15 protein-coding genes are annotated in these 19569 nt (G+C 66.0%); 6 read left to right on the forward strand and 9 right to left on the reverse strand.

Going from position 1 to position 19569, the window contains the following annotated elements; genetic code table 11:
* Nucleotides 1-269 precede the first annotated feature (269 nt).
* Nucleotides 270-566 carry a hypothetical protein gene (locus QPK29_RS13395; RefSeq protein WP_371763971.1) on the reverse strand — a complete coding sequence of 99 codons (297 nt, stop codon included), beginning with the start codon at nt 564-566 and terminating at the stop codon, nt 270-272.
* Between the two features lie 335 nt (nt 567-901).
* Between QPK29_RS13395 and QPK29_RS13400 the strand changes: the two genes are divergently transcribed.
* Complete coding sequence (locus QPK29_RS13400) at nt 902-1126, forward strand: DUF1840 family protein (protein WP_371769111.1); 225 nt, start codon at nt 902-904, stop codon at nt 1124-1126.
* 192 nt (nt 1127-1318) lie between these two features.
* On the opposite strand, the gene QPK29_RS13405 is transcribed toward QPK29_RS13400, so the two are convergent.
* Nucleotides 1319-3739, reverse strand: coding sequence for an alginate lyase family protein (locus QPK29_RS13405; RefSeq protein ID WP_371769112.1), 2421 nt, complete (start codon nt 3737-3739; stop codon nt 1319-1321).
* Between the two features lie 266 nt (nt 3740-4005).
* Between QPK29_RS13405 and QPK29_RS13410 the strand changes: the two genes are divergently transcribed.
* Both QPK29_RS13410 and QPK29_RS13415 read left to right on the forward strand, forming a co-directional pair.
* Nucleotides 4006-5220, forward strand: coding sequence for a sensor histidine kinase (locus tag QPK29_RS13410; protein ID WP_371769113.1), 1215 nt, complete (start codon nt 4006-4008; stop codon nt 5218-5220).
* Nucleotides 5221-5228: 8 nt separating this feature from the next.
* Nucleotides 5229-5996, forward strand: coding sequence for a LytR/AlgR family response regulator transcription factor (locus tag QPK29_RS13415; RefSeq protein ID WP_371769114.1), 768 nt, complete (start codon nt 5229-5231; stop codon nt 5994-5996).
* A 9-nt stretch (nt 5997-6005) separates the two neighbouring features.
* On the opposite strand, the gene QPK29_RS13420 is transcribed toward QPK29_RS13415, so the two are convergent.
* Both QPK29_RS13420 and QPK29_RS13425 read right to left on the reverse strand, forming a co-directional pair.
* Nucleotides 6006-6446, reverse strand: coding sequence for a potassium channel family protein (locus QPK29_RS13420; RefSeq protein ID WP_371769115.1), 441 nt, complete (start codon nt 6444-6446; stop codon nt 6006-6008).
* Between the two features lie 144 nt (nt 6447-6590).
* On the reverse strand, nt 6591-9023 hold the full coding sequence (locus QPK29_RS13425; RefSeq protein ID WP_371769116.1) for an alginate lyase family protein: 2433 nt from the start codon (nt 9021-9023) through the stop codon (nt 6591-6593).
* A 302-nt stretch (nt 9024-9325) separates the two neighbouring features.
* On the opposite strand from QPK29_RS13425, the gene QPK29_RS13430 reads away from it, so the two are divergent.
* Nucleotides 9326-10204, forward strand: a complete 879-nt coding sequence (locus QPK29_RS13430; RefSeq protein ID WP_371769117.1) for an NAD(P)-dependent oxidoreductase — start codon at nt 9326-9328, stop codon at nt 10202-10204.
* Here the strand turns inward: QPK29_RS13430 and QPK29_RS13435 are convergent, their stop codons facing one another.
* Nucleotides 10205-10525 (reverse strand): hypothetical protein, encoded by a 321-nt coding sequence (locus QPK29_RS13435; protein ID WP_371769118.1) that lies wholly within the window; start codon nt 10523-10525, stop codon nt 10205-10207.
* A 130-nt stretch (nt 10526-10655) separates the two neighbouring features.
* On the opposite strand from QPK29_RS13435, the gene QPK29_RS13440 reads away from it, so the two are divergent.
* Nucleotides 10656-11303: a CCXG family PEP-CTERM protein gene (locus QPK29_RS13440; protein ID WP_371769119.1), complete on the forward strand. Its 648-nt coding sequence runs from the start codon at nt 10656-10658 to the stop codon at nt 11301-11303.
* A gap of 699 nt (nt 11304-12002) precedes the next feature.
* Here QPK29_RS13440 and aqpZ (QPK29_RS13445) read toward each other — a convergent pair.
* The gene (gene aqpZ / locus QPK29_RS13445; RefSeq protein ID WP_371769120.1) at nt 12003-12749 is read right to left on the reverse strand and encodes an aquaporin Z; all 747 of its coding nucleotides are present in this window, start codon (nt 12747-12749) and stop codon (nt 12003-12005) included.
* A 133-nt stretch (nt 12750-12882) separates the two neighbouring features.
* On the reverse strand, nt 12883-13611 hold the full coding sequence (gene aqpZ, locus QPK29_RS13450; RefSeq protein WP_371769121.1) for an aquaporin Z: 729 nt from the start codon (nt 13609-13611) through the stop codon (nt 12883-12885).
* 157 nt (nt 13612-13768) lie between these two features.
* On the opposite strand from aqpZ (QPK29_RS13450), the gene QPK29_RS13455 reads away from it, so the two are divergent.
* The gene (locus tag QPK29_RS13455; protein ID WP_371769122.1) at nt 13769-15367 is read left to right on the forward strand and encodes a DUF4139 domain-containing protein; all 1599 of its coding nucleotides are present in this window, start codon (nt 13769-13771) and stop codon (nt 15365-15367) included.
* On the opposite strand, the gene QPK29_RS13460 is transcribed toward QPK29_RS13455, so the two are convergent.
* Nucleotides 15368-18916 carry a pectinesterase family protein gene (locus QPK29_RS13460; RefSeq protein ID WP_371769123.1) on the reverse strand — a complete coding sequence of 1183 codons (3549 nt, stop codon included), beginning with the start codon at nt 18914-18916 and terminating at the stop codon, nt 15368-15370.
* 25 nt (nt 18917-18941) lie between these two features.
* The gene (locus QPK29_RS13465; protein WP_400189770.1) at nt 18942-19487 is read right to left on the reverse strand and encodes a PEP-CTERM sorting domain-containing protein; all 546 of its coding nucleotides are present in this window, start codon (nt 19485-19487) and stop codon (nt 18942-18944) included.
* Nucleotides 19488-19569 lie beyond the last annotated feature (82 nt).

Below are 19569 nucleotides of genomic sequence, written 5' to 3' on the forward strand. Positions count from 1 at the left end.
TCGATGACTTCACGGCATGAGCAGTGAAGTGAAATCAGAGTAGCACAAAAATTGCTAGTTCATAGCAATGTATTTTGCTAATTGATTGATATGCATGTGGGGTGCCCGTGGGCCGCTCGTCGGCACGCAAGCGCTGATTGAGGCGTGACGAGGCTGTAGAGGAAACCGGGACCATGTGTCCCGGCTTTTTTATCGATGATTGCGGTACCTTCGATTTCTCAGGTAGCCGGCAGAAGCAGGAAAGAAGGGTTGACGGACAGTGCGACGGATCAGTGGCAGGAACCCATGCACGACGTCATCGTCTGCTGATACGCCTGATCGTATGCAGCCTGAATCTGTGGAACCTTGCCGTTCATGCAGTTGTTAACGTCCTGGCCGTAATAATGGGCAGTGCAGTATGCCAACGCATCCTTTTCCGCCAGCTTTGCCGCGTTATACCCTGCCTGGCCCGCAGCATTCTGGCAAACGGTGTTGCAGTCCGTGGCCTGGGCCGGGATTGCAATTGCCGCGAATGCCGTGACTGCAGCGGCGATATATTTTTTAGAGTGAGTCGACAAAAAATTCATTTAGAAAAGCCTCCAAGAATTTTCGAAATGGCGATGGCGGGTTTGCCATCGGTGAGTAAATCGCCGCAGGACATGCAATATGCATCGGGCCGCGACCCGGCTATGAAAAAAACCTGTTCGGCATTTGCATAGTCGAAAACAAATTGTATTTCGTAAGTTTTTTAAAAACGTCATACAATTTCACAATTGAGAATGAATTTTTAGTATGTTCGCCTTCGGATTTTGTCAAACGACGGAAGGAGAAAGTCCATAAAGGTGACGGCCCAATTTTTACGAATTTTTTGCAAGCGATCCATTAGACTGGCCCTGTTACCAGGTTTTGAAGAGGATATGCAATGCTTGTAACATTCAAATCGAAAGCGGCTGCCGATGTCTTGATGCTCGACCGTCACGCGCAAAAGGCGCTCGCACCGTTCGGCAAGTGCACGGCCATCGGCTATTTTTCTGTCGGCGAGCTGGACAACGTGATCGGCGTACTGGAAGCGACGACGGTGGAAGGCAAGCACCATGCGGCGACACTCGCCTTGGCGCAGGACATCGAATTGCATCACGCCGCCTAGGGCGTGAATCATTTTCCGCAAGTGCAGGAAGCGGTCGATTTCTCGGCGCATTTGTTTCCGCTGCTGGAAATGATGCGGGCAGCGCGGCGCACGGACAGCGTCGTCACCTGGAATAGTTGATGTATCGGTATTGCGTCCTGGCCCGGCGACGTCGCGTACTCCCGACGTCGACCGGGCACGGTGGCCTGCGTCTTACGGCCTTGCCGCGTACAGCCCGAATTCGCCAAGATCCGTAAAGCCGGTGTCGCCGTTATTGGACGTGATATTGAGCCGGTACCAGCGATACGCGCCCGGACTCGCGACCGTATAGCTGTTCTGCTGGAAGCGGTTGGCGAACGCCTGGCCGGCTTGCGTGTCGAGCGTCGTCCAGGTGACGCCGTCGTTCGAGCCCAGGAACTGCCAGTCCTTCGGATCGCGCCCGATCTTGTCGAAGGAGCTGACGACCGTGTAGCGCTGGACGGTCTCCGCGTGGCCGAGGTCGTACTGCAGCCAGCCCATCACGCCCGAGTAGAACCATTCCGTCCCCGAGTTCCGGTCGAAGGCGTTGCCGGCATTGGCCGCGTTGTTCCTGCTGTCGTTGGGCGTGCCGCCGGTGGCCACGTTTACCAGTGGATGTACCGGCGTGGCGCTGTCCTCGGGAGAATTCGCGCTCGTGCCGGCCGCGTTCGTCGCCGTGATGGCGTAGTAGTAGGTCGTGCCGTTGGCCACCGACGTGTCGATGTAGCTGCCACCCGCGACGTTGGCCGCGATGGTCGTGTAGGGGCCGCCGCTGGACGTGGCGCGCAGCACCGCGTAGCCGGTGGCGCCGAACGACTGCTGCCAGCGCAGCGGGACGGCGCCGTCGCCCGGCTCGGCCAGCAGCGTCGCGGGCGCGGCGGGGATGGCGGCCGGCGCGCCACCGTCGCCGCCCGTGATTTGCACGTTGCTGAAGGTGGAGGTATTCAGCGTGCCGTTGGCGACCGAGGCGACCACCAGGCCGGCATAGATCGTGTCGGGCAGCGGGCCGTCGATGCGGCCGACGTCGGTGGCGGCCCAGTTGGTACCGTCGGGCGACACGTAGCCGGTGATCATGTTGCCGATGCGCTCGAGCTTCACCCAGTATGAGGCGGTGGAGCTCGCAATGGGGAGCACCTTGTTTCCGTAGTTATTGCCGCCGTAGACAGCGAGATTCTGCATGTTCTGTTCGGCCTGGATCCGGTTGGTGACGGCCATCCAGGCGCGCGGGGCGCCCTGCGCAAGGCTCGTGCGCATCATGACGCCTGCTTTCGCGGACGGACTGGTGTTCTGGAGCGACTCCACTTTCGCGATGATGGCGCCGTCGCCGGTGAGAGCTCGGTAGGCGAAGTGACAGCTGTCGCTCGTGCCCCAGATCTCGGCACCTCCGCCTTTCACGGTCCATGTGCCGTCGGCGTACGTGGCCGAGCCGGCCGGGGCGGCACCCCCGATGTCCGCATCGGCAAAGCCCGAGGTGATCGAGCTGGTGGCGGCAATGGACAACGCCGGCGGGGGCGTCGCCGTCGACGTGTCGACATCCTTCAGGAACACGAAGCTGCCGCTGTCCACCGGCATCCACTGGCGCCGCTGCGCGATGAACGGTGCCTGCATGCCCTTGCGGTTGACGTAGGCGTTGTAAATCTGGTTGAGCACGATGTTCCCGCCTCCCCAGCCGTTCCACCCGCGGTTCGTGTTGTCGGCGGTGTAGTAGGCGTCGGTGGTGCCGAACGGGAGGAAGGGCGTGGGCTCGAGCTCGTTCACCCGCGCGAAATATTCGCCCGCCGCCAGCAGGCGGTTGTCGAAATCGGCATAGACATCGATGCCTTGCTTCCACAGCGCCTCGGCGAGCATGACCAGCGATTTCAGTTGACCATGAGCGTGCCCCTGGTCGCGCAGGGAGTCGCCGAGCATGCCGATGTCGTTGGAACTGCGCAGGCCGATGTGGGCGAGCGTGCGGGTCTGGGCGACGACCCGGTTCAGCAACGCGGTGTCGTCGTTGAAGATGGCCATCAGTCCGAGCGCGTTCAGGGCCAGCGCGCCCTTGTTGGCGGCGCCGAACATGTTCTCGCCATACGGGTTCGATGCCGGAATCAGGACATTGGCGAAATAGGCTTTCACGGTGGCCGTGTCGGCGTCCGTCCAGTCCGGCCAGGTGCCGCGCAGGATGTCCGCGCCGCCCACGAACATGTAGGCGTAGTCACCCAGGTCGAGCATCGATTCGCGGCCCGCGAACCCGGTCTGGACGGTGGCCCACTGCATCAGGATGTCGTGCGCCTTCTTCGCATAATCCTTGTTGCCGGTGAAATACCACATCCGCGACAGGTTCCAGATCGCGACCATGTCGTTGCGCCATGGCCAGAGATTCACGTCGGGGGCGCGGCTCACGGTCGCGTACGGACCCGCCATGACGTAGGTGAGCCTGGCCCTGCCGTCGTTCGCCAGCTGGTCGTAGGCGGACTTCCACGGCTGCCTGCCTTGATCGACGTAGGACTTGAGCGTCATGAGATCGGAAAGCGTCAGCGGGGTACCGGGATGCGTGAATCCGGCGCAGTGACCGGAGAGTACGACAGAGCTCAGCAAGGTTGTGGCGGCGAGGCGGTGCAATATTGGTAATGTCATGGTGGGTTCCTTTGGCGGCACGGCAATGTCACATTAACTTAATATTTCTGTGAAATTAATTTAACATTAATAGAGTCTATGGCACATTGTTTCTGTGCGTCAATAGTGCAATTGCCCAGACGGCTTTATGAAAATGCAGTGCGATGTCGATGCCCCGGATCGTCGTTCATGCCTCTGGATTCGTGGTTCATCCCGACATGCTGTCCGCCGCGGCCCGACTGCTCTAGACTGTCATCGTTGCATTTAATTAACGACCGGGAGGCAGGATGTTGCGCAGACTCGTGCAGTGGCATCGGGAGTGGGAGGAAGAGTTGCATGGTGTGCTCGTCAACCCGGCCCATGCGGCCGTGGCACAGTCGGGGATCCGGCGCCAGGTGGCCGCCAAGCTGGCCGCGCTGACGCCGATCGAGCGCCGCCAGCTGTGCGAATTCAGCGAAGCCCACCGCGGCCCGCGCGGCTACTGGTTGCTGGCGAAGCTGCTGATGCTGTTCAGCCTGGCCGGAGTCGCGTGGCATGTCCTCGCGCCCGACCTGGGCTGGGCCGCCTCGATCGTCATTGCCAACGTCGTCGGGGTCACGCTGCTGGTCGCCACGCTCGATGCCTGGTTCAACTACCGGAAGATCGTCCGGGACTGGCGCAAATTCCTGCGCCAGATGGTCTGGTTCTGGGGCGTCATGGTGGTCGTCGATGCCGCGTTCAAGGTGTTGGTGAATGGCGTGCCGGCGCGCGTCGTGTTGACCGCGTTGCCGAGCCACCTGGGACGGGTGCTGGCCGTCGCGCTGCTGATCTGGGTGCCGCAGCTGGCCGTCAGCCTGCTGCGCTACCGCCAGTACCAGATGCTCGCCGAGCAGCTGCAGCGCGAGGCTGAAAACGATCGCCTGGCGCGCGAACTGGCCGAATCGCAGCTGCGCCTGCTGCGCGCCCAGATCGAGCCGCACTTCCTGTTCAACACGTTGGGCGCCGTGCAGCAGCTGGCCCGGCACGGCGACCCGCGCGCGGCCGAGCTGACCGGCGACCTGATCGACTTCCTGCGCTCCAGCATGCGCGACATCCGCAGCGAACAGGTCGGCCTGGCCGCCGAATTCGGCCTGGTCGAGTCGTATCTGAAGGTGATGCAAGTACGGCTTGGCGCTCGCCTGCGTTTCGAGTTGTGCCTGCCGCGCGCGCTCGAGCAGGTGCGGATACCCAGCATGATCGTCCTCACACTGGTCGAGAACGCGATCAAGCATGGCATCGAGCCGGCGCTGCGCGGCGGCGGGATCGCCGTCTCGGCCGAGGTGCTCGGCGGCGTGGTGCGCATCCGCGTCCAGGATGGCGGCGTGGGCATGAGCAGCCTGTCCGCCGCCGGGGAGGGCGGCACCGGCCTGGACAACCTGCGCCATCGCCTGCGCCTGACTTACGGCGCCGGCGCCGGCCTGGCGCTGCGCGATGGCGATCCGGGCCTGATCGCCGACGTCACGATTCCCTATCCTCAGCCATGAGCGCAGCCATGACTACACGTCCCACGATACTCGTCGCCGAAGACGAGCCCCTGATGCGCGAACGCCTGCTGGAACTGCTGGCGCAATCGTGGCCCGAGGCGCACGTGGTACTGGTGGCCGAAAACGGCAACGACGCCTGGGACGGCTTCCTGGAGCACGAGCCGGACGCCGCCTTTCTCGACATCCGCATGCCCGGCCTGTCCGGTCTCGATGTCGCCGAGCGCATCGGCACCCTGGCGCACGTGGTATTCGTCACCGCCTACGACCAGTACGCCGTCGATGCGTTCGACGCCGGCGCGGTCGACTATCTGCTCAAGCCGGTGCAGCCCGACCGGCTTGACAAGGCGGTCGCGCGCCTGCGCGACAAACTGGGACAGCGTCCCGCCGCCGCGGGGGCGGACATGGGCGACCTGCTGCGCCATCTGAAGGCCGCGCTGCCCGGCGTGCGCCAGGAGCGTATCCGCTGGATCAAGGCCAGCGTCGGCCGCCAGGTGCGCCTGATCGACGTCGACGAGGTGCTGTTCTTCCAGTCCGACACCCGCTACACGCGCATCGTCCTGCGCGACTACGAAGCCCTGGTGCGCACGCCGCTGAAGGATCTCATCAGCGACCTCGATCCGGACCGCTTCTGGCAGATCCACCGCGCCACGGTGGTGAACGTGAGCGCGGTCGCCTCCGCGGAACGCCTCGACGCCGAACGCATGCAGGTGCTGATCAAGGGCTGCAGCGAGAAACTGCCGGTGAGCCGGACGTTCGTGCATCTGTTCAGGGAATGAGGTCTCAATCTAGCGGCCGCGCCGTCCGGCGTCATCCCACAGCCTCTCCATCGACAAATACGTGTACGACGCCGTCCACCCGATGAGCAGCATACCGTTCAGCGCCTGTATCCCCGCCAGCAGGCGCAGGTCACCGTGCGGCAGGACGTCGCCGTAACCCAGTGTCGTGTAGGTCTCGGCGGAGAAGTACAGGCAGCGCGTGAACGGCAGCGGGCCGGGGTCGCCCATGTGGCCGATGCCGAAGCGGGTCGCAAGCAGGTAGTAGGCGAGGCCGTACAGCAGGATTTCGATGAAGTGCGCGCCGAACGCGCCGACGATCACGAACACGAGCCGCATGCGGGGCGGGATGCGCAATGCGGGCAGCGCGGCCGTCATCAGGCGCAGCACCTCGTAGTGGATCACGGTCGTGGCGATCAGCAGGAACGCGCAGGCGGCGATGGCGATGCCCATGCTCGGACTTTCCGGGACGATGTTCGATGCAGGGGAGCATAGCAAAGCCCGGCGGTGCGCGCTCGCGGCGCGCTTTCGCGCTACGCGATGAAAAAACCGGGACTGCGCGTCCCGGCCTTTTTTACGCCCAGCCCCTGCCGCGTCTCAAGGCTTCGCGGCAAACAGCCCGAGCTCCGAGAGCGCCGTCGAGGCGGTATCGCCATTATTGGCCGTGATGTTGATGCGGTACCAGCGATACGCGCCTCCGCCCGCGACCGCGTAGCTTTTCGGCTGGAGACGGTTGGCGAACACCTGGTTGCTTTGCGCGTCGAGCGTCGTCCACGTGGTGCCGTCGTTGGAGCCCTGGAACTGCCAGTCCTTCGGATCGCGCGGGGCCACGTCGCTGGCGCTGATGACCGTGTAGCGCAGGACGGTCTCCGTGTGGCCCAGGTCGTATTTCAGCCACCCGGTCGGGGCCCCGTAGAGCCATTTCGTCGCCGAGTTCCTGTCGAAGGCCAGTCCGGCGTTGGCCGCGTTGCTGGCGCCGTCGGTGGCACTGCCGCCGGTGGCCACGTTCGTCAGCGGATGCACCGGCGTGACGCTGTCCTCGGGAGAATTCGCGCTCGTGCCGGCGGTGTTGGCCGCGGTGACGGTGTAGTAGTAGGTCATGCCGTTGCTCACCGAATTATCCGTGTAGCTGCCGTCCGTGACGCCCGATGCGATGGTCGTGTAGGGACCACCGCTGAACGTGGCGCGTTTGACCGTGTAGCTGGTGGCACCGAAGGACTGCTGCCAGCGCAGCGGAACGGCCCCGTCGCCCGGCTCGGCCAGCAGCGTGGCGGGCGCGGCCGGGATGACGCCCGGCGCGCCACCGTTGCCGCCCGTGACCTGGACGTTGCTGAAGGTGGAGGTGTTCAGCGTGCCGTTGGCATGCGAGACGACCGCCAGGCCGGCATAGATCGTGGCGGGCAGCGTGCCGTCGATACGGCCGACGTCGGTCGCGGCCCAGTTGGTCCCGTCGGGAGACACGTAGCCAGTGATCATGTTACCGATGCGCTCGAGCTTCACCCAGTAAGAGGGCACGGTGTTCGCGATGGGCAGGGCCTTGTTGCCATAGTTCGTGCCGCCGTAGACAGCAAGGTTCGGCATGTTCTGTTCGACCTTGACCTGGTTCGTCACGAGCATCGTGGCGCGCGCCGCTCCCTGGGCCAGGCCGGTGCGCATCATCACGCCCGCCTTGGCGTACGGGCTGGTGTTCTGGATCGTCTCGACTTTCGCGATGATCGCGCCGTCGCCGGTGAGGGCCTTGTAGGCGAAGTGACCGCCATCGGCCGTGCCCCAGCTGTCGGCGCCTGCGCCCTTCACGGTCCATGTGCCGTTGGCGTACGACGACGTGCCGGCCGGGGTGCTGTTTCCGATATCGATATCATTCAAGCCCGAAGTGATCGAGACGGTCGCGGGAATGGCGAGCGCCGGGGCGGGCGCGGCCGTCGAGGTGTCGACCTCCTTCATGAACATGAAGCTGGTGCTGTCCACCGGCATCCAGAGGCGCCGCTGCGCGATGTAGGGGGCCGGCCTGCCCTTGCGGACAGCGTAGGCGCCATGGATCACATTGAGCGCGATGTTCCCGCCGCCCCATCCGCGGTTGGTGTTGTCGGCGATGTAGTAGGCGTCGGTGGTGCCGAACGGGAGGAACGGCGTCGGCGCGAGTTCGTTCACCCGTGCAAAATATTCGCCTGCCGCCAGCAGGCGCTCGTCGAGATCGGCATAGACGTCGATGCCCTGTTTCCACAGCGCTTCGGCGAGCATGGACAGCGACAACAGCTGGCCATGGGCGTGGCCCTGGTCGCGCAGGGAATCGCCGAGCATGCCGATGTCGTTGGAACTGCGCAGGCCGATGTGGGCGAGGGTGCGCGTCTGGGCAACGACCTGGTCCAGCAACGCGGTGTCGTCATTGAAGATGGCCATCAATCCGAGCGCATTCAGCGCCAGCGCGCCCTTGTTGGCGGCGCCGAACATGTTTTCGCCGTAAGGGTTCGATGCCGGAATCAGGACATTGGCGAAATATGCCTTGACCGTGGCCGTGTCGCTGGCAGTCCAACCCGACCAGGTGCCGCGCAGGATGTCCGCGCCGCCCACGAACCGGTAAGCGTAGTCGCCCAGGTCGAGCATCGACTCGCTGCCCGAGAACGCCGTCTGGTTGGTCGCCCACGCGATCAGGATATCGTGCGCTTTCTTTGCGTAGGCGTCGTTGCCGGTGAAATACCACATCCGCGACAGATTCCAGACGGCGATCATGTCGTTACGCCATGGCCAGAGATTCATGTCGGGGCTGCGGCTCACGGTCGCGAATGGACCCGCCATGACGTAGGTGGACTGCGATTTGCCATCGGCCTTCAATTGGTCATAGCCGGACTTCCATGGCTGCCTGCCCTGGTCGACGTAGGACTTGAGCGTCGCGAGATCGGACACGGTGAGCGGCGTGCCCGGATGCGTGAATCCGGTGGCCTGTGCCGTGCCGTGACCCGGCAGCGTGGCGGTGCTTGCCAGGAACAGTGTCGCGAGGATGTGTCGGATGCGCATAGAACGATTTTTCATCGGTACCCCTCCAAGAGTGAACATCAATGACCAGCGACACCTCAGCCTCACGACATCGGGCGCCGGGACTGTCACGTTCAAGGGCGTACCGGGCGTCCCCGTCGCCTTGCCCGTGATCTCGCAAGATGCGAGATATGGCTTGTTATAGTTACTGTGTATATCAAGATATATAGGTTAACGATAACATAAGCAGGCTTGAAATTCGTCCTGTTGAACGCGCGCGGTACGACACCGTCAAGCTTTTCACTGTTTAATATCGGTTTGGCCCGCAGGCGGGCAGACACTCGAACAAAGGAACACGCATGAGCATCGCATTCATCGGCCTGGGCAGCATGGGCCACCACATGGCTGCCAACCTGTTGAAGTCCGGCCAGCCCGTCCACGTCTGGAACCGCAGCCCGGAGCCCGTGCAGGCGCTGGCGGCGCTCGGCGCGAAGCCGGCCGCGACGCTCGCCGAGTGCGGCATCGCCGACGTCGTCTTCACCATGCTCGCGGACGACGACGCGACGCGCGCCGTGCTGCTGGACGGCGGCGTGCTGGCCGCGATGGCGCCCGGCAGCATCCACGTCAACATGGCCACCGTCTCCGTCGCGTTCGCGCGCGAGATGGCGGCGCTGCACGTCGAGCGCGGCGTGGGCTATGTCGCCGCGCCCGTGCTGGGCCGCGTGGACGTCGCGGCAGCGGGCAAGCTGAACATCCTCGCCGGCGGCAGCAACGAATTGATCGCGCGCGTGCAGCCCCTGTTCGACCTGATGGGACAAAAGACGTGGCGCTTCGGCAGCGAGCCGGAACAGGCGAATGCGATCAAGCTCGCGTGCAACCTGATGCTCGCCTGCGCGATCGAAGCGACGGGCGAGGGCGCCGCGCTGGCGCGTACCCACGGCGTGCCGGCCGCGAATTTCATCGACCTCGTCACAAGCACGCTGTTCGCCGGCTCGCCCGTCTACAAAGGCTATGGCGGGATGATCGCCGAGGAGCGCTATTCTCCGGCCGGCTTCAAACTGTCGCTGGGCCTGAAGGACGTGCGCCTCGCGGTGGAGGCGGGGCAGGGCAAGGGCTTGCCGCTGGCATTCGGCGAGACGTTGAAGTCGACCTTGCAGGATGCCGTCGCGCAGGGCGATGCCGATCTCGATCTGGCGGCGCTGGGCAAGCACGCGGCGCGGCGCGGCGGATTGAACTGATCACGGAACGACAAACGGCAGCACCAGCACCAGGATGACGATGACGGGCAGGACCAGTGCCCGGCGCGTGCGCCGCTCCGGGTAAGCCCGCGCCAGCAGCCACGACCACACGATGCCCAGCCCGGCGACGATGAACGAGCCGAGGTACACGACCATGCCGAGGCCCACCATGCCGATCGGATCGATGATCGGGACGCGGGGCGGCTGGCCGGGCACGGTCGTGATCAGGAAGGCGGCGACCCAGGCGATGTACAGGGCCAGCGGCAGGATGCCTCCACCCATCAGGAAGTTCGCGGAAACCGATTGGCGGCGTGGCGTCATGGCTGGCCGGTCGTGTTGCGTCGTATTGACGTTAAGTAATAAATAAACAACAAAGATTACTTTTTGTAATGACAAAATTCTTTTTGGAATGATATATTGATCTAAGTTAAACAAATTAAGGAAACCTGCGATGAACGCGCGCTACCGACTCGCCCTTGCCCTGCTTGCCAGCTTCGCCCTCGATGCCAACGCCAGCGTCATTACCGTACAGGTGGCGACCACATCGCCCGCGTCACAGGCAAACGCGGCTGCATACAAGCTGGCCGTGGATGCCGCCATCGCCGATCCTGCCGCGTACAAGGGCAGCAAGTCCGTCGCAGTGTACGACAACCTGGCGGTCAAGGATTACTTCGGCGGGATCAGCAATTACGCCTTCGAGTCCACGATCGATTTCGGCGTCACCGCGGCGCAGGCCGGCACGTGGAACTTCCGCACCGGCGTCGATTTCGGCTTCGGCGGCGCCCTGTTCGTCGACGGCGTTGCCCTCGGCTACAACACGCACGACATGTGGTGGGCCAACAGCTACGGCGCGGCGAACGGCAGCCTGCAGGGCGCGCTCGATCTTGCGGCCGGCAACCACGTCCTGAAGATCTACGGCATCGAAGGCTGCTGCGACGGCGCCATGCAGGCCCAGTTCAAGGCCGCGAATGCCGCCGCCTACGCCACGTTCGCCAGCACCGACCAGCTGAACGCCGTGCCGGAACCGGTCAGTATCGCGACGTTCGGCCTGGGTGCCGGCGCGCTGGCCCTCATCCGCCGCCGCCGCAAGTCCGCGTAACCGCAGCGCAGCATGCGATCACGTTGTTAATAAGAATATCCGGGCGTAACATCGGCGCTTTCCTACCGACCTGTCCGGCCAGGGCAGCGACAACTGGTACGGCGACTTCTTCGACAACATGATGCGATTCCCGGCGGAGCAGGCGCTGTACGGCGCCTATTACGCGCGCATCACGCTGGAAGCGGGCTTCACGTCCGTGCGCGAACGCGGGCAAGGTGCCGGGGCCGCGCATGCTCGTGTCGAACCATGCGGTCGGCTCCATCGGCGGCCATGCGGACCAGGACCCGGTCCCGCCGCATAAACTGCCGCTGGCCGAGCCGCTGCAGGGCGTGTGCAACGGGCCGGAAGAGTGCCGCGCCGCGGTGCGCTACCAGATCAAGTACGGCGCCAACGTCATCAAGTTCATGCCGTCGGGCGGCGTGCTGTCGCTGTCGGATCCCGTCGATGCGCCGGAGCTGTCGCAGGAGGAAATGAATGCCGTGATCGGCGAGTCGCACGCGTGGGGCCGCGCCGCCGCGGCGCACCTGCGCCAGACGTTCCGCCACGCCGTGCAGATCGGCGTGCCGATCGCGCACGGCACGAATGCGCGCGAGTTCCGCTACATGGTCGAGAACGGCCTGACGCCCGCGCAGTCGCTGCTGGCCGGCACCGCCAACGCGGCGCGCCTGCTGGGCACGTTCGAGCGCGTCGGCACGCTGATCAGCGGTGGGCCGGCCGCAGTCCCACGTCTGGCTGGCCTTCCACCGCAGGCTCGGACACCTCGCGTTCCAGCACGGCGCGGTACAACATGCCGGCCAATGCACCGCCCAGCAGCGGCGCGAGCCAGAACAGCCACAACTGCGCGAGCGCCCAGGTGCCGGCGAACAGCGCGGGCCCCGTGCTGCGGGCCGGATTGACGGACGTGTTGGTCACGGGGATGCTGATCAGGTGGATCAGCGTCAGCGCCAACCCGATCGCGAGGCCGGCAAACCCGACCGGCGCCCGCGTGTGCGTCGCGCCGAGGATGATCAGTACGAACATGAACGTCATGACCACTTCGGTGACCAGCGCCGACCCCAGCGAGTAGTTGCCGGGCGAGTGCGCGCCATAGCCGTTGGCGGCGAAGCCGGCCGCCGCATCGAAGCCCGGCTTGCCGCTCGCGATGGCGTACAGGACGGCCGCCGCCGCGATGGCCCCGGCCACCTGCACGAGGATGTACGGGCCGATCTGGCGGGCGGGAAAGCGGCCGCCCGCCCAGAGACCGACGGTCACGGCCGGATTGAAGTGGCCGCCGGAGACCGGACCGAGCGCGTAGGCGCCCGTCAGCACGGTGAGCCCGAAGGCCAGTGCGACGCCGGTGAAGCCGATGCCGACGTCGGGGAATGTCGCGGCCAGCACGGCGCTGCCGCAGCCGCCCAGCACGAGCCAGAACGTGCCGATGAATTCGGCGAGACATTTACGATACATGGCAACCTCCCGAGATGAGGGCGCCACGTCACCGCGCCCGCGGGCGTGACGCTTTCACCATTCTAGGTGCCGCGCGGCGGGCCGCCAGCAAAATCGTGCAGCAGCCCGCCTATGCGCCGTGTGCGGCCGGCGTTCAGGTGCGGACCGGACGTCCTTCCATCGCCGGCTCGGTCTCGTCGCGTTCGAGCAGGATGCGGTACACGGCGCCGCCCAGCACGCCGCCCACCAGCGGCGCGAGCCAGAACAGCCACAGTTGCGCGACCGCCCAGCCGCCGACGAACAGCGCCTGGCCCGTGCTGCGGGCCGGGTTGACGGACGTGTTGGTGACGGGGATGCTGATCAGGTGGATCAGCGTCAGCGCGAGCCCGATCGCGAGACCGGCAAAGCCCACCGGTGCGCGGGTATGCGTCGCGCCGAGGATGATCAGCACGAACATGAACGTCATCACGAATTCGGTGACGAGGGCCGCGCCGAGCGAGTAGCCGCCCGGCGAGTGTTCGCCGTAGCCGTTCGAGGCAAAGCCGCCCGCGAGGTCGAAGCCCGGCTTGCCGCTCGCGATCGCATACAGGACGCCTGCCGCGGCGATCGCCCCGCATACCTGCACGACGACGTACGGCACGATATTGCGAGCGGGGAAGCGGCCGCCCGCCCACAGGCCGACCGTGACGGCCGGATTGAAATGGCCGCCCGATACGGGGCCGAACGCATAGGCGCCGGTCAGCACGGTCAGGCCGAACGCGAGCGAGACGCCCGCGAGGCCGATGCCGACGTCGGCGAATTTGGCGGCCAGCACGGCGCTGCCGCAGCCGCCCAGCACGAGCCAGAACGTGCCGAGGAACTCGGCGAAGCATTTACGAAACATGGTGTGATCTCCCGGAGAGTGAGGTGTGCGACTTGTCGCAAAAGAAATTGTACAACAACAACGTTGTCATAAGATGATGGTTGACATCGTTACATTTCGCGGCTTTTTCGACAGCGCCATTTGCTAAGCTCGACGGGTTCAATCCCGAAGGAGAATCATGGAATTCAAGCAGGCATGGCCAATCGGACTGGCATTCGTGGTGACGGCCGCCGCGGTGGCGACCGCCGCCGCAACCGAAGCCCCCATCCAGAGCGTCACCCTGTATCCCGGCAGCGCCACGGTGGAGCGCGTCGCGCAGGTGACGGCCGGCGCGACGCAGGTCGAGATCACGGGCCTGCCCGCCAACTTCGACAAGGACACCGTCCGGCTGCAGGCCGATGCCGGTATCCAGGTCGGGCAGGTCGTCACGCGCGACCAGGCGCGGGCCGACAGCCCGAGCGCGCGCGAGGCCGATCTCGAGGCGAAGGTGCAGGCGCTGCAGGACCAGGTCGCCGCGATCGATGCGGACATCAAGTCGGCCCAGATCGTGCAAGGCTATCTCGAGAAGCTGGGCACGGGCGGCGACAAGCCCGCGCCGGTCGATGCGAAGAACCTGGCCGGCACGCTCGACGCGATCCGCAAGGGCGCCTTCGATGCGCTCGAGCGCGTGCGCAACGACGAGACGAAGAAGCGCGCGTTGACGAAGCAGCTCGACGCCGCGCAGCGCGAGCTCGCGCAGGCGCGCGCCGGCGCGCGTGCCGGCCGGACGATCACGGTGCAGGTGGCGGCCCGGCAGGGCGGCAAGCTGGTGCTGACTTACCAGGTCGAGCGCGCGGGCTGGAAGCCGGCGTACCGCGCCGCGCTGGATTCCAGCGCATCCACCATCGACCTCGAACGGATGGCGACCATTTCGCAAAAGACGGGCGAGGACTGGACCAATGTGAAGCTGCGCCTGTCGACCGGGCAGCCGAGCCTCGTCGTGGTCGCGCCCGATCCGATGCCGTGGCTGCTGGATTACCAGCCGCCCACCGGGAATATCGTCGCCCCCACCACTGCCATGTTCCGCGCCATGCCCGCACCGGCGCCCGCGGCGCCACCGCCACCGCCCGCCGCCGACGCGGACGATTACATCGCCCCCATCCTGGAATCGCAGGGGAATTTCACGACCGAATTCGAGGTGCCGGCCCGCGTCACGCTGGCGTCGGACGGCCGCGAGATCGCCGTCAGCCTGGCGCGCCAGACCTTGAAGGCGGAGCAGCGCGTTGTCGTCGCGCCGAGGAGCGGCAATGATGCGGCGGTCCTGACGGCGCAGGCGGCGCGTCCCGACGGCGTCTGGCTGCCCGGCCAGGTACAGCTGCAGCGCGACGGCACCTATGTCGGCGCGCTGCGCTGGGACCCGCAGGCGGGCGAGCGCTTCCGCCTGGCGTTCGGACGCGACCCGCTCGTGCGCGTGAAGGTCGAGGAGCGCGACCGCAAGTCGGGCCAGGCGGGCTTCTTCAACGGCGCCAACCAGCGCCGCATCGCGCAGACGTATGTCGTGACGAGCACCCATCGCCAGCCGATCGACGTGCTCGTGCTCGAACCCACGCCCGTCAGCGAATCGGACAAGGTGACCGTCAAGACGGCCCTGCGTCCGGAGCCGGACGTCCGCGACTGGGAGCAGCGGCGTGGACTGGTCGGCTGGATGCGCACGCTGAAGCCCAACGAGACGGCCCGTTTCGACGTCGACTACGTCATCGATTATCCGAAAGAGGGCTACGTGCAGGGCTTGCCCTGATCACGGCTGCGGATCCCACCCCGCGCCGCCGCCGTAGGCCGCAAAGACCCTGGCGCGCGTCGCGAAACGGTTCGCCACGTCGGCATCGGACAGCACGTAGCCGCCCACGCGCGTGCGCAGGTCGAGCGGCGTGCCGGCCAGCGTCGTGCTGCCGTACTCGCGCCAGCCCGCGTCCGCGCTCGCCACGGCCGGATTCGGCGCCGGCTGGTTATTGACACCCTGGCCCGCCCAGCCGGCCGGCGCCACGTGGACATCCATCCGGCAGTTCACGAAGGCGACGTTGTCCCACGTGCCCGTCGACCCCGGGCTGCGCGCCAGATACGTCGCGCCGGCCGGCACGTCGCCGTGGTTCGGACCGGGGCCGGGGCCGTGCGTCAGCGCGCTGTTCAGGAAGACGTAGCCGATGTCCGTCGCCACCGGCACGCGCGCCTGCAGCACGTAGCCGCCGCTCGATGCGTTGGCGCTGTCGCCCACGCTGCGGATCTCGCTGTTCTCGAACAGGGCCGCGTGGCTGCTGCCCCAGATGAAGTCGACGTTGCCCGCGACGAGCGTGTCGTAGAACCACGCCCAGCCCTTCAGGTTCAGCGTGTCCTGTTCGCTCGTGAAGTTCGCGTGCTTCGCGACGAGGCGCGTGTCGCTGTTGAAGTACAGCGTCTCCGCCTGGCCCGAGATCGAGGCTGAACGGATCGTCGTGTTGTCGATCGTGAGCGTGTCGAGCACGAGCATGTCCGCGTTCTCGACCAGCATCACGGCCCGTCCGCCCGCGGGCGAACCGGCCACCGTCGGCGACTGGCTCGACCCGGTGCCCGGGTTCAGCGTCTCGTTGTTCGTGTAGCGGATCACGGCGCCGTCGCGGCTCTCGCCCTTGATCGTGACGTTGTCCTTGCCGTTCAGGTACAGCAGCTCGTCGTAGGTGCCGTTCTTCACGGCGATCGTCACGGGCGCCGTCTTCGCGAAATTCTGCATCGCGTAGTTCAGCGCGCCCTGCACGGTGCGGAAGTCGGCCGTGCCGTCGTCGTCGACGGTGATCGTGCCCGCGGCCGGCGGAGCCACCTTCGTCGTGAACGACCAGCCACCGAGCCTGCCGATGCCGACGAACGGCAGGCCGCCCAGCGTCGTGTTGGTGAACACCCCGTCGGCGATCGCGACATAGTATTCGGTGCCGTAGGCGAGCTTGCCCGAGTGCGGCGCGATGCGCACCGTGTTGCCGTCGATGCGGATCGGCGCCGTGTTCACGCGCCGCACGAGCGCCTGGCCCGGGTAGCCGAGGGCATCCGTCTCGCCGCTGGTGCGGATCACGTCGACCAGGGCATCGTCGGCCTTGCGGAAGATGCGGATGCTGCCGTTGGCGCCCAGCGTGGGCGGACTGTCGAACGTCAGTTTCAACACCGTGTCGACGTTCACCGCGCCCGCCTGCGCGGCCGGGCTGCTGGCGCCCGCAAGCGCGTACGTCTGCGTGGGCTGGACGAATTGCGCGCCGATGGTCGCCGCGATCGTGCGCGTGAGGCTTGGGTCGGAGCCGCTCGTGAACATGATGCTGGCGGTGCCGGCGGACAGCGGCGTCAGGGTGACGGTGTTGCCGTTCGCGCTCGCGCCGACGACGGCCGGATTGCTGGACGCGACGGTGAAACTGTCGGCGGTGCCGTCCGCCGTGACGGCGGTGACGGCGATCGTGAGCGGCGCATCGCCCGCTTCGGCCGTGTAGGCCGTCGCGGCCGGATCGAGCGTCAGCTGCACGGGTTTCTGGCGCGGGTCGCCCACGCGCACGTCGTCGACCTGGAACGATTTATTGGCCGTGTACAGGCCGATCAGGCCGCGCTGCGCGAACGACGCATCGGTCACGCTGCCGAGGTTCTTCCCGTCCAGGTAGACGGTGAGCGTGGTGCCGATCATTTCGAAGCGGACCGTGTAGAACTGGGCATCCATCGCGATCGGCATCTTGACCTGTTTCGGGCGGCTGAGCGTCCCGTTCAGCATGCGCGCGATCTCGACCTGCGTGCTCGTCGTGCTGTTCTGGACGTTCAGGCCCGCGCCATACCAGTTGGCCGCATCGACGTAGCGCGCGACGAGGTACAGCTGCTTGTTGCCCGTCGTGCCGTTGGCCATCGGGCGGATGCGCGCTTCCACGTAATAGTCGGCTGAAGGGACGCCGGTAAAGGCGTCCGGCTTCACGAGCGCAAGCACGCCGCCCGTCGTCGCGGCCGTGTACTGCAGCACCTTGCTGGCGCTGCCCGCCGCTTCATCCGTCACGCCGAAACTGCCGTTCGGGCCGGCCACGGGCAGCAAATTCCACTTGGCCGCGCTGCCGGACTGGAAATCGTCGCAGAAGTACAGGCCGGTGACGGGGCAGTTCAGCGTGGGGCCCGTGTCGATGGTGGTCTTGCCCGTTCCGGTGATTGCGGTCGCCAGCTTGCCGCCGCCGGCCTGCGCCAGCGCGTTCGCCTTCACGAGGGCGGCCGGGCGCGGCGTGTAGGCGTAAGGCGGGGTCCACGTCGTCGCGCCGGATACGGCGCATGCCCCCAGCGCCGCGCCGTTCAGCAGCGAGCCGGTGTCCTTGAAGGTGCCGGCCGTGGCGTCGCCCGGATTCCTGACCACGCTGTCGCAGCCGCTCGCGCCCGCGATCTCGAACACGTTCGCGTTCGATAGGATCTTCGCATTCGCGCCGGGGCCCACGCTGTAGCTGTTCTTGTATACGTCGGCCGTCTTGCTGCCCGTGTAGTAGTTGTTGAAGAGGTGGACCTGGCCGAAGCGCACGCGCGGCGCGCGCGACTGGATCGCGCGGAACACGTTGTTGCTGAAGGTGACGCGCAGCTTGCCCTCGTCCGCCGTGGCCGAAGCGCTCGAGCCGATCAGGTTGTTCTTGTCGTGTTCACCGAACACGTTGTACGACACCGTCACGTAGTCGGACGCGTTGGTGATGTCGACGGCGCCGTCGTGGCACTGCTTCACGTGGCCGTTCTCGATGGGCAGGAAGTTGTCCGTGACCGGCGCGTCGGTGAACGAGTTGTGGTCGATCCACACGTGGTCCGAGCCCGAGATGCCGATGGCGTCATAGGCCGCGTTCCAGTTGCCGGTCGAGCCGTCGGTCGGGTCCCACACGGGGGCGACGTCGCACGGGTTCTGGATCTTGAGGTTGCGGATGATGATCTGGCTGACGTTCGACAGGATGATGTGGCCGTTGACCAGGCCGGAATTGGCGCCGTCGCCGATCAGGGTCGTGTTGTTCTTGAGGCGGATCGCGCCGCGCGCGGACTGGTCGGCGGTACTCGTGTACGGCCGGCCTTCCGTCATGTCGACGAGGCCGGACAGCTTGATGATCTTGGGCGTCGTGCCGCCGTTGGCGATGGCCGCGAGCAGCTGCGCGCGGTTCGTCACGGTGTAGATCTGGTCGGTGGCGGCATTGGCGCCGGCGACGGTGCCGCCGCCCTGGCTCGCCCAGCCGTCGAGCGGCGCGGTGGCGCGGGCCGGATCCGTGGCGGCGGTGGCGCCATTGACGGTAAGGCAGAGCGCGGCGAGCGCGAGCGCCGCCCCGATACGTGCGTATCTCATGGATGTCTCCTTGGCAGAGGGCGGCTCAGGCGCGGCGGCGGCTGAATGCGAGACCGGCGGCGCCGGCCAGCAGCAGGGCGGGAACCGCGGGTTCGGGGACGTCCGCGGCGCCGATCCGCGCCGTGATCGAACCGTAGTCGCCATGCCACGCGAGCCCGCCCAGGTCGACGGCGATGGTGTGCCCGTCGAGGATGCTTAAACCGGGCACGCCGTCGACCGCGCTGCCGTCCAGCAGCGTGAAGCGCGTGATGGCGGCGGGGAGCGTCGCGCCGAAGTCGAAGGTCAGCTTGTAGTCGCCGGTGGGGACGGGCATGTTCTCGTAGATCGTGAGCATGCCGTCCTTGGCGAAATCGAAGCCGAACAGGAAGTCGGCCGTGAGGAATTCGACGCCGCCGTCGGTCGGGTCGAGCGTGCTGGTGTTGCTGCCGGGTTCCTGGGCGAACAGGTGGTCGAGTCCGAGGACGTCGGCCGCGCTGCCGTTGTAGGTGGCGGTAATGTGGGCGTCTTGCAGGGAAAGCGGTGCTGCCTGTGCCTGGCCGCTGGCAAGGGCTGCCAGGACCAGGGTCTCCAAGATTGTAGTCGTTTTCATTGTTATTCCCGATGAGCCATGGCGGTGCCTGGCCGGATGCCGGGCCGCCAGGTCGGGAAATGTT

It is taken from the genome of Massilia orientalis, from assembly GCF_030411975.2.
GTDB classification, from domain to species: domain Bacteria; phylum Pseudomonadota; class Gammaproteobacteria; order Burkholderiales; family Burkholderiaceae_D; genus Telluria; species Telluria orientalis.